The sequence below is a fragment of the Paraburkholderia sp. A1RI-2L genome, from assembly GCF_048957375.1.
Lineage (GTDB): Bacteria > Pseudomonadota > Gammaproteobacteria > Burkholderiales > Burkholderiaceae > Paraburkholderia.
Genome location: NZ_JARBTA010000001.1, coordinates 2,555,274 through 2,569,463 on the forward strand (window position 1 = coordinate 2,555,274; position 14,190 = coordinate 2,569,463).

General features: G+C 66.0%; 11 protein-coding genes. 8 read left to right on the top strand and 3 right to left on the bottom strand.

Annotated features, from left to right (window positions below; all coding sequences use genetic code 11):
• The first annotated feature begins 11 nt into the window (after window positions 1-11).
• A complete protein-coding gene (metH, locus tag PWP93_RS11685) occupies window positions 12-2,750 on the top strand; it encodes a methionine synthase (RefSeq protein WP_421045074.1) in 2,739 nt (912 codons plus the stop codon).
• Between the two features lie 188 nt (window positions 2,751-2,938).
• Window positions 2,939-3,148, top strand: a complete 210-nt coding sequence (locus PWP93_RS11690) for an acid-shock protein (RefSeq protein ID WP_421022837.1) — start codon at window positions 2,939-2,941, stop codon at window positions 3,146-3,148.
• A gap of 96 nt (window positions 3,149-3,244) precedes the next feature.
• Here the strand turns inward: PWP93_RS11690 and PWP93_RS11695 are convergent, their stop codons facing one another.
• On the bottom strand, window positions 3,245-3,571 hold the full coding sequence (locus PWP93_RS11695) for a DUF1840 domain-containing protein (protein WP_213297874.1): 327 nt from the start codon (window positions 3,569-3,571) through the stop codon (window positions 3,245-3,247).
• Between the two features lie 232 nt (window positions 3,572-3,803).
• Between PWP93_RS11695 and argS the strand changes: the two genes are divergently transcribed.
• From argS to PWP93_RS11725, 6 genes are all read left to right on the top strand, one after another.
• Window positions 3,804-5,588, top strand: coding sequence for an arginine--tRNA ligase (argS, locus tag PWP93_RS11700; protein WP_421044582.1), 1,785 nt, complete (start codon window positions 3,804-3,806; stop codon window positions 5,586-5,588).
• A 141-nt stretch (window positions 5,589-5,729) separates the two neighbouring features.
• Complete coding sequence (locus tag PWP93_RS11705) at window positions 5,730-6,554, top strand: SPOR domain-containing protein (protein ID WP_421044583.1); 825 nt, start codon at window positions 5,730-5,732, stop codon at window positions 6,552-6,554.
• A 93-nt stretch (window positions 6,555-6,647) separates the two neighbouring features.
• Complete coding sequence (locus PWP93_RS11710) at window positions 6,648-7,286, top strand: thiol:disulfide interchange protein DsbA/DsbL (protein WP_421044584.1); 639 nt, start codon at window positions 6,648-6,650, stop codon at window positions 7,284-7,286.
• 14 nt (window positions 7,287-7,300) lie between these two features.
• Window positions 7,301-8,074 (top strand): SDR family oxidoreductase, encoded by a 774-nt coding sequence (locus PWP93_RS11715; RefSeq protein ID WP_421044585.1) that lies wholly within the window; start codon window positions 7,301-7,303, stop codon window positions 8,072-8,074.
• A gap of 162 nt (window positions 8,075-8,236) precedes the next feature.
• Window positions 8,237-9,844 carry an ABC transporter substrate-binding protein gene (locus tag PWP93_RS11720; RefSeq protein WP_421044586.1) on the top strand — a complete coding sequence of 536 codons (1,608 nt, stop codon included), beginning with the start codon at window positions 8,237-8,239 and terminating at the stop codon, window positions 9,842-9,844.
• A gap of 342 nt (window positions 9,845-10,186) precedes the next feature.
• Window positions 10,187-10,495: a hypothetical protein gene (locus PWP93_RS11725; RefSeq protein ID WP_421044587.1), complete on the top strand. Its 309-nt coding sequence runs from the start codon at window positions 10,187-10,189 to the stop codon at window positions 10,493-10,495.
• 32 nt (window positions 10,496-10,527) lie between these two features.
• Here PWP93_RS11725 and fabI read toward each other — a convergent pair whose 3' ends face one another.
• Window positions 10,528-11,307, bottom strand: coding sequence for an enoyl-ACP reductase FabI (fabI, locus tag PWP93_RS11730; RefSeq protein ID WP_421044588.1), 780 nt, complete (start codon window positions 11,305-11,307; stop codon window positions 10,528-10,530).
• Between the two features lie 181 nt (window positions 11,308-11,488).
• Window positions 11,489-14,089, bottom strand: a complete 2,601-nt coding sequence (locus tag PWP93_RS11735; protein ID WP_421044589.1) for a DUF3141 domain-containing protein — start codon at window positions 14,087-14,089, stop codon at window positions 11,489-11,491.
• Window positions 14,090-14,190: the final 101 nt, after the last annotated feature.

Below are 14,190 nucleotides of genomic sequence, written 5' to 3' on the forward strand. Positions count from 1 at the left end.
ACCACGACACTCTGACGACCCGGTCCCACGCCATGACTGACCATACCCTGCGACTCTCCGGCCTCGAACCCTTCAACGTGAACGAAGGCTCGCTGTTCATCAACGTGGGCGAGCGCACCAACGTGACCGGCTCGAAGGCCTTCGCGCGCATGATCCTCAACGGCCAGTTCGACGAGGCGCTCGCCGTCGCGCGCCAGCAGGTCGAGAACGGCGCGCAGATCATCGACGTCAACATGGACGAAGCCATGCTCGACTCGAAGGCCGCGATGGTGCGCTTCATGAACCTGATCGCCTCCGAGCCCGACATCGCGCGCGTGCCGATCATGATCGACTCGTCGAAGTGGGACGTGATCGAAGCAGGCCTGCAGTGCGTGCAGGGCAAGGCGATCGTCAACTCGATCTCGCTGAAGGAAGGCAAGGAGCCGTTCCTCCATCACGCGAAGCTGATCCGCCGCTACGGCGCGGCGGCCGTCGTGATGGCCTTCGACGAGCAGGGCCAGGCCGACACCTTCCAGCGCAAGACCGAGATCTGCAAGCGCTCCTATGAAATCCTCGTGAACGAAGCGGGTTTCGCGCCCGAGGACATCATCTTCGACCCGAACATCTTCGCGGTGGCCACGGGCATCGAGGAGCACAACAACTACGCGGTCGACTTTATCGAAGCCACGCGCTGGATCAAGCAGAACCTCCCGCACGCGAAGGTGAGCGGCGGCGTATCGAACGTGTCGTTCTCGTTCCGCGGCAACGACCCGGTGCGCGAAGCCATCCACACGGTGTTCCTCTACTACGCCATTCAGGCGGGCATGGACATGGGCATCGTGAACGCGGGCCAGTTGGGCGTGTACGCCGATCTCGACGCCGAGTTGCGCGATCGAGTGGAAGACGTGGTGCTCAACCGCCGCGCCGACGCCACCGACCGCCTGCTCGAAATCGCCGACAAGTTCAAGACCGGCGCCGCGAAGAAGGAAGAGAACCTCGAGTGGCGCAACCAGGAGGTCGAGAAGCGTCTCGCGCATGCGCTCGTGCACGGCATCACGAACTTCATCGTCGAGGACACCGAAGAAGCGCGCGTGAAGATCATGGGTGGCGGCGGACGGCCGATCAACGTGATCGAAGGCCCGCTCATGGACGGCATGAACATCGTCGGCGACCTGTTCGGCCAGGGCAAGATGTTCCTGCCGCAGGTGGTGAAGTCGGCGCGCGTGATGAAGCAGGCCGTGGCGCACCTGATTCCGTTCATCGAGGAAGAAAAGCGCAAGCTCGCGGAAGCGGGCGGCGACGTGCGCGCGAAGGGCAAGATCGTGATCGCCACCGTGAAGGGCGACGTGCACGACATCGGCAAGAACATCGTTTCGGTCGTGCTCCAGTGCAATAACTTCGAAGTGGTCAACATGGGCGTGATGGTCCCGTGCAACGAGATCCTCGCGAAGGCGAAGGTCGAAGGCGCGGACATCATCGGCCTTTCCGGCCTCATCACGCCGTCGCTCGAAGAGATGGCCTACGTGGCCTCCGAAATGCAGCGCGACGACTATTTCCGCGTGAAGAAGATTCCGCTCCTGATCGGCGGTGCGACCACCTCGCGCGTGCACACTGCCGTGAAGATCGCGCCGAACTACGAAGGCCCGGTGGTGTACGTGCCGGACGCGTCGCGCTCGGTCTCGGTGGCATCGAGCCTGCTCTCGGATGAAGGCGCAACGAAGTACATCGACGAGCTCAAGACCGACTACGACCGCATCCGCGACCAGCACGCCAACAAGAAGGCGCTGCCCATGGTCACGCTCGAAGAGGCGCGCGCGAACAAGACGAAGATCGACTGGGCGAGCTTCCAGCCCGTGAAGCCGAAGTTCCTCGGCCGCCGCGTGTTCAAGAACTTCGACCTCAACGAACTCGCCAACTACATCGACTGGGGCCCGTTCTTCCAGACCTGGGATCTCGCGGGCCCGTATCCGCAGATTCTCAACGACGAGATCGTGGGCGAGTCGGCGCGCAAGGTCTTCTCCGACGCCAAGTCGATGCTCTCGCGCCTGATCCAGGGCCGCTGGCTCACGGCCAACGGCGTGATCGCGCTGCTGCCGGCGAACACCGTGAACGACGACGACATCGAGATTTACACCGACGAGTCGCGCACCCAGGTCGCGCTCACGTGGCGCAATCTGCGCCAGCAGTCGGTGCGTCCGGTGGTCGATGGCGTGATGCGCCCGAACCGCTCGCTCGCCGACTTCATCGCGCCGAAGGATTCGGGCGTGGCCGACTATATCGGCATGTTCGCGGTTACGGCGGGCATCGGCGTGAGCGAGAAGGAAGCGCAATTCCAGAAGGATCTCGACGACTACAGCTCGATCATGCTCAAGGCGCTCGCGGACCGCTTCGCCGAAGCGTTCGCCGAGGCGATGCACGCGCGCGTGCGCCGCGACCTGTGGGGCTATGCTGCCAACGAGACGCTCGACAACGACGCGCTGATCGCGGAGAAGTACGCGGGCATTCGCCCGGCGCCGGGCTACCCGGCGTGCCCGGACCACCTCGTGAAGCGCGACATGTTCGAGTTCCTGCAGGCGGAGGAAGTTGGCATGACGGTGACGGAATCGCTCGCGATGCTGCCGGCGGCGAGCGTTTCGGGCTTCTATCTCGCGCATCCGGACAGCACGTACTTCTCGGTGGGCAAGATCGGCCAGGATCAGCTCGCCGATTTTGCGCGCCGCATGGCGCTCTCCCCCGAGGACGCGCGGCGCGCGCTCGCGCCGCTGCTCTAAAACACCGGCGCCGCTACGCTGACATATGGAAATCGAAAGGCCGAGTATTTCGCGCACGCAAATTCTCGGTTTTTTTTCGGTTTTGTAAGATGTCCGCGCAGCACCCCAAGCCCAACGCGGCACGCATCCTCTGGCGCCGCTCCGGCTCGTTCATCAGCAAGTCCTTAAAAGTCGTCCGGAGAAATCATATGAAGAAGCTGATGTTGATGTTGACCGCCTTCGGCGTCGCGGCACTCTCGCAGCCGTCGTTCGCCCAGCAGCCGGCCGCCGTGCACCAGGAGGCAAGCGACGCCTCGTCGTATTCGGCCCCCACCCAGAAGCACGTGAAGAAGCCGAAGAAGCAGAAGGCTCAAAAGGGTGCCGCCTCGGCAGCAGCGCCGGCAGCCGCCAGCCAGTAAGCCACGCGTACTGGAGTCGCGAGTACCAAAGCAAAGAGCCCGCACAGTTCGCTGTGCGGGCTCTTTGCTTTCGGGATGCCGGTTCGGGTGCGCGGGTCAAAGACCCCAAAGGACGTCGTTGTCTTCCTGTTTCGCCGCACGCAGCATGTCGAGGAACGGAAACGCGCGTTGCGCGAGGCCCGGGGGCAATTCGTGAGGCTCGTGACCGTCCTCGCCTTCGTGGAAATGCCCCTCGTGCTCGGCACGTTCCTTCTTGTCGGTGGCGATGGCGGCTTCGAGCTTGCTGATGGCGGTGTCGAGCTCGTCGTGCGTGATCACGCCGCGCGGGCCGAGCCGCTTGCCGATGATACCGAGGAGGTACTGAGCGAGGTTTTCCAGCATCGTCACGTCGGGCGCTGCGTGGCATTTGAACGTAACCAGCATATCTGCTCTCTCCTTTGTGTTTTTCGGGGCCCGCTTCGGGCTTCTCGTTCCACATCTCTTTTCACATATTAGCACCTGCTAAAATCCGTCTGGACGGAATTACCCGCAGGGCGCGACCACGCGCAAGATCTGCCCAAAGCGGCGCGAGGCGCGATGCCGGAGCCTCGCCGCTGGCCCGCCGCCGCGTCTGCCAGCCCCGCCCCCCACTACCCGCACAGGACCTGCAACAAGCATGCTGCCCGCACAGAAACTGACCCTGGAGACCTTGCTCGCCGACGCCGTCGCCAAGGTGGCCCAGGCCTCCGAAGGCGCCGCCGAAGCCGCATTCATCGTTCCCGCCATCGCGCTCGAGCGCCCGAAGGTCGCCGCGCACGGCGACATCGCCTGCAACGTGGCGATGCAGCTCGCCAAGCCGCTGCGCACCAATCCGCGCGCGCTCGCCCAGCAGATCGTCGACGCCGTCAAGACGCTGCCCGCCGCAGCCGGCCTGATCGCCGAGGCCGAAGTGGCCGGCCCCGGCTTCATCAACCTGCGCCTCACCCCCGATGCCAAGCGCGCCGTGCTGAACGCCGTGTTCGCCGAAGGCGCCGCGTTCGGCCAGTCGAAGCGCGAAGCCGGCCGGCACGTGCTGGTCGAGTTCGTCTCGGCCAACCCCACGGGCCCGCTGCACGTCGGCCACGGCCGCCAGGCCGCGCTCGGCGACGCCATCTCGAACGTGCTCGCCTCGCAGGGCTACGACGTGCATCGCGAGTTCTACTACAACGACGCAGGCGTGCAGATCGCCAACCTCGCCATCTCCACCCAGGCGCGCGCGCGGGGCCTCAAGCCCGGCGACGCGGGCTGGCCCGAAGCGGCGTACAACGGCGAATACATCGCTGACATCGCGCGCGACTACCTGGCGGGCGAAACCGTCGCCGCCAAGGACGGCGAGCCCGTGAAGGGCGCGCGCGACCCCGAGGACCTCGACGCGATCCGCCGCTTCGCCGTTGCGTATCTGCGCCACGAGCAGGATCTGGATCTGCAGGCGTTCGGCGTAAAGTTCGACCGCTATTACCTCGAATCGTCGCTGTACACGGAAGGCCGCGTCGAGAAGACCGTCGAGGCGCTCGTCGCCTCGGGCCAGACTTACGAGCAGGACGGCGCGCTGTGGCTCAAGACCACCGACTACGGCGACGACAAGGACCGCGTGATGCGCAAGTCCGACGGCACCTACACGTACTTCCTGCCCGACGTCGCCTACCACGTGACCAAGTGGGAGCGCGGCTTCACCAAGGTCATCAACATCCAGGGCTCGGACCACCACGGCACCATCGCGCGCGTGCGCGCGGGCCTGCAGGCGCTCGGCGTGGGCATCCCGAAGGGCTACCCCGACTACGTGCTGCACAAGATGGTCACCGTGATGCGCGATGGCCAGGAAGTGAAGATCTCCAAGCGCGCGGGCAGCTACGTGACCGTGCGCGACCTGATCGAATGGTCGGGCGGCGCGAACCCGGGCAGCGAAGTCGCGCCCGACCTGCTGGACGAAGCCACCATCCGCCGCGGCCGCGACGCCGTGCGCTTCTTCCTCATCTCGCGCAAGGCCGACACCGAGTTCGTGTTCGACATCGACCTCGCGCTGAAGGAAAACGACGAAAACCCCGTGTACTACGTGCAGTACGCGCATGCACGCATCTCGTCGATTCTCGGCGACTGGCAAGGCAAGCACGGCGGCAAGCTGGCCGCGCTGCCCAAGGTCGACCTCGCGCCGCTCGACAGCGAGCGCGCGCTCGCGCTCATCGCGAAGCTCGGCGAGTTCCCCGACATGCTCACGCATGCCGCCACGGAGCTCGCGCCGCACGCCGTGGCGTTCTATCTGCGCGAACTCGCGGCTGAGTTTCACTCGTTCTACAATGCCGAACGCGTTCTCGTCGACGATGCCGCCGTGCGCGACGCGCGCGTGGCGCTGCTTGCAGCCACGCGCCAGGTGCTCGCAAACGGCCTCGCCGTGATCGGCGTGTCGGCGCCCGAGCGCATGTAACACGACTCGCTTCGCATGCGGCGCGCCGGCAGCCAACCCGCCGCCGGCGCGCCGCGCGAGGCCGCACACGACATGTTTGGGGCGCATCCGCACGCGGATACGCGCCGTTCCAGATTCTCTTGTTTGCAGGTGATTCAGACGATGGCAAAACCGCGCCGCAGTACGAAGCAGCAGTCGAAACAGTCCGGGGGTACTTTTCTCGGTGTCGTGCTGGGCCTGATTGTCGGCCTTGCGATCGCGGTGGTCGTGGCGCTCTATATCACGCGCTCGCCCACGCCATTCGTCGCGAAGGTCGCGCCACCCAGCGACGCGAGCCAGGCCGAGCAATACGATCCGAACCGCGTGCTGCAAGGCAAGACGCCGGGCCAGCCGGTGCCGCCGCAGGCCGCGCAAAGCACGCCGCCGAACACCGCGCCGGGCCAGACCACGAACCAGTCGCAATCCTCGGGCATGCTCGAAGAGCCGCAGATCGTCGAAGTGCCGCCGTCGGCTTCCGCTGACAACGGCGCGGATCACAGCAACAGCGCCAATAACGGCGTCGCAGTCGCGCCGAAGCCCTCGACCGGCAGCAATGCCTCGGCCGCCGCGCCGAAACCGCAAGCGCCGAGCGCGCCCGCGCAGCAGCTCGCCAACAATCAGCCGCAGAAGGCGCCTAACGCCATCCCCGCGCCGAATGCAAACGGCGCAAAACCCACGCAGCCCGGCGCCCCCGCAGCCGGCGAAGCCAACACCGGCTACTTCCTGCAGGTGGGCGCGTACAAGACCGCGGCGGACGCCGAGCAACAGCGCGCGCGTCTCGCGTTCCAGGGATTCGAGTCGAAGGTGACGCAGCGCGACGCGGGCGGTGTCACGTACTACCGCGTGCGCATCGGGCCGTTCTCGAAATTCGAAGACATGAACTCGAACCGTCAGCGCCTGTCTGATGCCGGAATCGACACCGCTGTGATCCGCTTCACGAAGCAGTAACCCATCAGATGCATCACCCGCGCGAGCGCGCATGACGCGCTCGCGCACCGCCTCGCCGGACGCCGCCGGCTCCGTTCACTGGAATAACACGCTATGAAACGACTTCTCGGAACGCTTTTGGTCTCGCTCTCGATGCTGGCCGGCACGGCCCACGCCTCGCCCGAAGCGCCGGTCGCCGGCAAGGACTACACGGTCCTCAAGGCCGTGCAGCCGCTCGACGTGCCCGCGGGCAAGATCCAGGTCATCGAGTTCATGTGGTACGGCTGCCCGCACTGCAACGAGTTCGACCCGCTGCTCGAAGACTGGATCAAGAAGCAAGGCCCGGACGTCGTGTTCAAGCGCGTGCCGGTGGCATTCCGCGACGACTTCATCCCGCATTCGAAGATGCTCTACGCGCTCGACGCGCTCGGCCTCACGCAGAAACTCACGCCGGTCATCTTCCATGAGATTCACGTGAACAAGAACTACCTGCTCACGCCCGAAGACCAGGCGAAGTTCCTCGCCACGCAAGGCGTCGATCCGAAGAAGTACATGGAAGCGTACAACTCGTTCTCGACGCAAAGCGACCTCCAGCGCGGCAAGGCCATGGAAACCGCGTACAAGATCGACGGCGTGCCGACCATCGCGATCCAGGGCAAGTACGAGACGGGTCCGGCCGCCACCAACAGCCTGCCGGGCACGCTCCAGGTGATGGACTTCATCATCTCGCAAATCCGCGCCAAGAAGATGTGAGCCCGCGCGCCGGCATGACTTCCCCCTTGAAGGTCTTCATCACCGGCGCGTCGAGCGGCATCGGCGCTGCGCTCGCCGCCGAATACGCGCGGCGCGGCGCCATCCTCGGGCTCGTCGCGCGCCGCGCCGATGCGCTCGAGGCCTTCCGTGATTCTCATCCGCAGCACCCCGTCTCCCTCTATTGCGCCGATGTGCGCGACGCCGATGCGCTCGCGGCCGCCGCGCGCGCCTTCATCGCCGAGCACGGCCTGCCCGACGTGGTGATCGCCAACGCGGGCGTGAGCCGTGGCGTGCTCACCGGTCACGGCGACCTCGCCACCTTCCGCGAGGTGATGGACACCAACTACTTCGGCATGGTCGCCACCTTCGAACCGTTCGCCGAGGCGATGGCGCAAGCGCGGCGCGGCACGCTCATGGGCATCGCGAGCGTAGCGGGCGTGCGCGGGCTGCCGGGCTCGGGCGCCTACAGCGCCTCGAAGGCGGCGGCGTTTGCGTATCTGGAGTCGCTGCGCGTGGAGATGCGGCCGTTCAAGGTGCGCGTGGTGACGATCGCGCCTGGCTACATCCGCACGCCCATGACGGCGAAGAACCCGTACCGCATGCCGTTCCTCATGGACGCCGACCGCTTCGCCGCCAAGGCCGCTGACGCTATCGCGCGCGGCACCGCCTTCGCAGTGTTCCCCTGGCCGATGCGCGTGGTCGCGGCGCTGCTCCGCGTGCTGCCGCGCTGGCTCTACGACCGCGCGTTCGAACGCGCCCCGCGCAAGCCGCGCGCCGCCCAGCATTGACCGCCCGCGGCCAGTCCGCACAATCGCTCCGCGCAACCGCGCTACAACCGCCCCACGACCGCCCCGCGCGATCGCGCCCCATATGGGTATGCCGATTATGTTGTTGTCTGCGCAATGTCCCTTCGTTAAGCTTGGCCGGCTATAAAGCCAAACGGAGACCCCATGCGCATCCTCTCGCCCGCTCCCGTGCTCGCCGCCGCGCTTGGCGCGGCGCTCGCCTGCGCGGCCCTGCCCGCGCTCGCGAAACCGCTCACGGTGTGCACGGAATCGAGCCCGGACGGCTTCGACGTCGTGCAGTTCAACTCGCTCGTGACCACCAACGCATCCGCCGACGTGATCTTCAATTCGCTCGTCGCCTACGACGAAGCGCAGAAGAAAGTGGTGCCCGCGCTCGCGCAGTCGTGGGACGTAAGCGCGGACGGCCTGACCTACACGTTCCATCTGCGTCCGAACGTGCAGTTTCAGACCACCGAATGGTTCAAGCCCACGCGCGCGCTCAGCGCCGACGACGTCGTCTTCACCTTCGAGCGCATGCTCGACCCCGACAATCCGTGGCACAAGGTGGCGGGCGCGAGCGGTTTCCCGCATGCGCAGTCGATGGGCCTGCCGAAGCTCATCAAGTCGATCACCAAAGTCGACGCGAACACGGTGAAGTTCGAGCTCAACGAGCCCAACGCCACCTTCTTGCCGATCCTCACGATGGGCTTCGCGTCGATCTACTCGTCCGAGTACGCCGAGCAGCTGCTCAAGGCCGGCAAGCAGATCGACCTGAACGCGAAGCCCGTGGGCACCGGCCCGTTCGTGCTCAAGAGCTACACGAAGGACGCGGTGATCCGCTACGACGCGAACCCCACGTACTGGGGGACCAAGCCCAAGGTGGAGCGCCTCATCTACGCGATCACGCCCGACGCCGCCGTGCGCGCGCAAAAGGTGAAGGCCGGCGAATGCCAGATTGCGCTCTCGCCCAAGCCCCAGGACGTGGCCGACGCCAAAACCGACAAAGCGCTCAAGGTCGTGCAGACGCCCGCGTTCATGACAGCCTTCGTCGCGCTCAACACGCAGAAGAAGCCGCTCGATAACCCGAAGGTGCGCCAGGCGCTGAACCTCGCGTTCGACCGCACGACGTATCTCAAGGCGATCTTCGACAACACGGCCACGCCCGCGACCAACCCGTGGCCGCCCATCACCTGGGGCTACGACAAGTCGATCTCGCCGTATCCGCACGACATCGCGAAGGCAAAGCAGTTGCTCGCCGAGGCCGGCGTGCCCAACGGCTTCGCGACCACGATCTGGGTGCGCCCGAACGGCAGTGTCCTGAACCCGAACCCGCGCGCGGGCGCCGAACTGCTGCAGGCCGATTTCGCGAAGATCGGCGTGAAAGCGGAGATCAAGGTGATCGAGTGGGGCGAGCTCATCAAGGAGGCGAAGCAAGGCCAGCACGACACGCTGTTCATGGGCTGGGCCGGCGACAACGGCGACCCCGACAACTACCTCTCGCCGCTCTTTAGCTGCAACGCGGTGAAGTCGGGCATCAACTTCGCGCGCTTCTGCGATCCGCAGCTCGACAAGCTGATCGCCGACGGCAAGACCACCGCCGACCAGGCGCAGCGCGCGAAGGACTATGAAGCCGCGCAGAAGATCATCCACGATCAGGCGCTATGGATTCCGCTTGGCTATCCCACGGCCGCGGCCATCACGCGCACCAACGTGAGCGGCTATCAGGTAAGCCCGTTCGGACGGCAGAACTTTGGGGGCGTTTCGGTGCAGTGATAGGTGCGCATTGCACCGTCGCGCAAAAAAGCCGGAGCATGTCTCCGGCTTTTTTGCGTCTCGAGGCATGCCTGGCGGGGTGGTACCGCACTCGTTACCCACGCCTGAAATACGCAACATCTTGCGTCCAATCAGGGCGCGTCACTTTTTTTCACGAAGCGGTACCGCACCCCGAAAGGCCCTGTTTTACGGGGCTTTTCGCGCGCACACTCGCGCTCGAAAGCGCGCCTTGGGCCCGCATGACCTCGCGACACCGAGACGATTGTTGCAGTTTTGTAATCCACGGCGCCGCAGCCCGGATTAGATTGGAGGTGTCCATTCAACGAGCCAAAGGAGACTCGAATGAACGCGAAACTCATTGCCGCATTGGGTGCGGGCGCAACGATTCTCGCCATCTCGCAAACCGCGACGGCCGGCGTCTCCGTGGGACTCGCCGTTGGCGTGCCGGTTTATACGGCGCCCGCGCCGGTCTATACGGCGCCGGCTTACGCGGCACCGGCTTATGTGGGCTGGCGCGACGACGACCGCCGCTGGGACGAGCGTCGCTGGAACGAGCGCCGCTGGGAAGACCATCGCTGGAACGACCATCATTGGGGCCACGACCGCCGCTGGGACGATCGTGACCGCGACTACGGCTACCGCCGCTGGTAAGCGAACGGGGCGAGCGCGTGAAGCCTGCGCGCTCAGGCCATGATGTGCGAGCCGCCGTCGACGTAGACCGTATTGCCGGTCAGGCGGCGGGCGTAGCGCGTCGCGAGCCAGGCCGTCGCGTAGCCGACGTCCATGATGTCGACGAGTTCGCCTAGCGGCGCGCGCTCGACGGCTTCCGCGAGCATGCGGTCGAAATCAGGCAGGCCGGAGGCGGCACGCGTCTTGAGCGGCCCCGGCGAGATCGCATGCACGCGAATGCCGAGCGGCCCGAGCTCATAGGCGAGGTAGCGGCACGAGGCTTCCAGCGCCGCCTTCACCGGTCCCATCAAGCTGTAATTCGGCACGACGCGATTCGCGCCGTCGTAGCTCATTGCGAACAGCGTGCCGCCGCGCGGCATCAGCGGCGCGGCGCGCTTCGCCATGCGGATGAACGAGTGGCACGAGACGTCCATCGCATACGCGAAACCTTGCGCCGACGATTCGAGCAGGCCGCCCTGGAGGTCGGCCTTCGGCGCGTTGGCGATCGAATGCAACACGATATCGAGCGTGCCCCACTGCTCGCGCACCGCGTCGAAGACAGCGTCGAACTGCGCCTCGTCCTCGACGTCGAGCGGCAGCAGCATTGCCGCGCCTAGCTGGTTCGCCAGCGGCTCGACATAAGGCTTGGCCTTGTCGTTGAGGTACGTGAGCGCGAGCTCGGCGCCCAGCTCCGCAAATGCGCGCGCGCAGCCGTAGGCAATCGATTCGGCGTTCGCCACGCCCGTCACGAGAGCGCGCATGCCTGCAAGCGGCTGGTCTGGAAGAGTTTGCATGGATGGCCTCGACGATCTGTCGCGAAGCGGCGCGGGTTCGATGCCCGCCCGATTCACGGTTCGCGGTTCGGCGCGCTCGCACGCGTGGCGGTCCACATGCGCGAGCGCGTTCTCTCAGGTTCTTTGTTCACGTGCCCGGCGTATTTGCCGCGCGCGCTTTTTACCAGCTCATTTTTCAGGCTTACTTGCCCGCGCCGGACGATGCGCGGCGGCGGGCCGCACGCGCGGGCTTCGCTAGCGGCGCGCGCGAAGTCGCGGGTTCGGCGGTGGGCTTCGTCGGCTTCGAAGCTTTCTTCACCGTTGCCGTCTTCGTTGTCGCCGCGCTCTTCGAGGCCTTTGCCGGTTTCGCATCGCCAGCGTTGTCCACCTTGCCCACTCTGCCCGTGCCGCCCGCGTCATTGCCGCTTCCCGGCGGCGGCGGCAACGGCTCCTTCTCGCTGCCCGGCTCCACGCCCAGCACGCGCTGAACCTCGGCGAAACGTTCCGCCCGCTCGCCATCGAGCGGCGCCGAGGCCGTCGCCACCTGGTACACCACCGAAAGCAGCAAGCGGCGCGTGCGCATGTCCGGCACCAGCTCGGGAAGCGCCTCGATGGCGGCATTCGCGTCGAGCTGCACGATCGCCCCCTGGCGGCGCGCCGACTCCTTCAACTCGGCGATGCTCGGCTGGCGATCGCCCATGTATTCGCGCGCGAGTTCGCGCATGCGCTGGAACGGGCGGTACTGGACCACGCGCATCTCATCGGCGAGATAGGCCATGATGCGCATGAAAGCATCGACGGGCGTGCCCTTGTTCACGTGCTCGCGCGCGGCGCGCAGGCGCTGCTGCGCGAGTTCCTTGCGCAACGCCGTGAGCGGCGGCGCGACCGGGTCGAGCGGCGTATTGGGCACAACGCCCACCCACGCCTGCACCCAAGGCGCCGTGTAGATGCGGTAGAAGGTGTCTTCGATCCATGTGTCGCGCGCGTCGCGCCACGCGTCCCACGCGCCTTCAATGCTCGCCGATACCTGCTGCTCGATCAGCGTGAACGGATTGTCGGGCGCGGCCGGCACGCGGTTCGCACGCACCGCCTGCGCCATGGCGGGCAGCATGCCGAGCGCCGGGTTCGCGTCGCTGAACAGGCTGCGCTCCACGCGCGCCGGATGCGTCTCGCGCAGCAGGTGCGCCGAAAGCGCGGTGCTCGACGCGCGCACGAACGGCGACACATAGAGGTCGTAAAAGCGCTGACTATTCTCCGCGATGCGGCGCACGACTTCGAACGGCTGTTCGTCGTCGCGGCCATCGTCGAGCGCGAGAATATCGTCGATGGTGCGGCGCTCGAAGCGGATCTCGTAGCGCCCTTCGAGCGCTTCGAGCCGCCCGGCCTGTGGCGCCGAGTCGGTGATCTTCGCTTCGTAGAGGCCCGGCGGCAGCACGTCGATCAGATCGAGCGCCGAAAATAGTTCGGTATGCTCTTTATTCGCCACGCTCGCCGAAACGAAGATGCCCAGGTGCCCCACCTTGTCGTGCAGGCAGTAGACGATCACCTGCTCGTTCGCGACGATCTCGTCCACGCTCGCGTAGAGATCGGGAATCCAGTTGAGCGCTTGCTGCGGCGGGGTGATGTTGTCGCCCCACGAAGCGAGCACGATGATCGGCGTGCGGATGTTGCGCAGATCCACCGGCGCGCGCGCGTGCTTCGCGTAGACCTTGTTGCGCGTGAGGTGATTGCCGACGAACAGGTTCTGCACGATCCAGTCGATCTCGGCGCGGTTGAGCTGATAATGCCCGCCCCACCAGCGCTCGAATTCGAGGAAACGCTCGCGCTCGGTATCGACTTTCGCGTAGAGGTTGTAGAGCTTGCCCCAGAACGTGTTGGCCGGATTGAGATTCTCGAAGTTCTGCACCAGATGCGCGCCGTCGAAATGGCCGTCGCCAAGATCGGCGGCAAGCGACGACATCCACGAGCCGCCCAGCATGCCGCCCGAGTAGCGCATGGGGTTCTTGCCGCGCACGCCGGCCCAGTAAGACAGCGGCGAGCCCGCGAGCATCAGCGGCCCGACCAGCGTTGGCGCGGACGCCGCGACCAGCGCCGCGGCCCAGCCGCCCTGGCAGTTGCCGATCACGAAGGGCTGGCCGTCCGCGTCGGGGTGCAGCTCGCGCACCTTGCGCAGGAACACGATTTCCGCCTCGCCCACCGACTGGATCGTCTGCGTTTCGGTCGGCACCGGGAAGAAGGTCACGAAGTAGCACGGATGGCCCTTGCGCAGCGCGATGCCCACTTCGCTGTCCATCTTGAAGCCCGCGATGCCTGGGCCATGCCCCGCGCGCGGGTCGATCACGACGAACGGGCGCATGCGCGCATCGGTCTCTACGCCCGCTTCAGGCTTGATGCGCAGCAGCGCGTAGTTGCACGGATCCTCGAGCTCGCGGCCATCGACAATCACTTCATAGTCGAACGCGAGCACCGGCGGCATGCCGGCCTTCTCGTGCAGCCAGGTCTGGTTGCCGCGCTCGCGCAGCACGTCGAGGAACAGGACGCTGCGCTGCCAGGCATCGAACAGGTAGTCGAACAGCGGCTGGAGCGCTGCGGGCGCCGCGGCGGGCAGCGCGGGCGGGGTGGGCATGCCGGGCATGGACGCCGCGCCGGCAGACTCGGCGAACGCGTCGAAGAGGGGCTGGAAAGGCTGGAAGGACTGCACGGCCTCGAAACCCGGCAACGGCCAGAGCGGCCACAGAGAACGGCGTGGGGAAGTAGGCGAGGAATCGGACGAGAGCGCAGGCGAGAAAGCGGATACTGCCACGTGACAAATCTCCTATAACGGGGCGTGCATGGCGTGCGCACGACAGTCATGCTGCACTGCAGTATTTCAATCTAGGCAGAGTTTTGCGCCAAGTCAAGCCG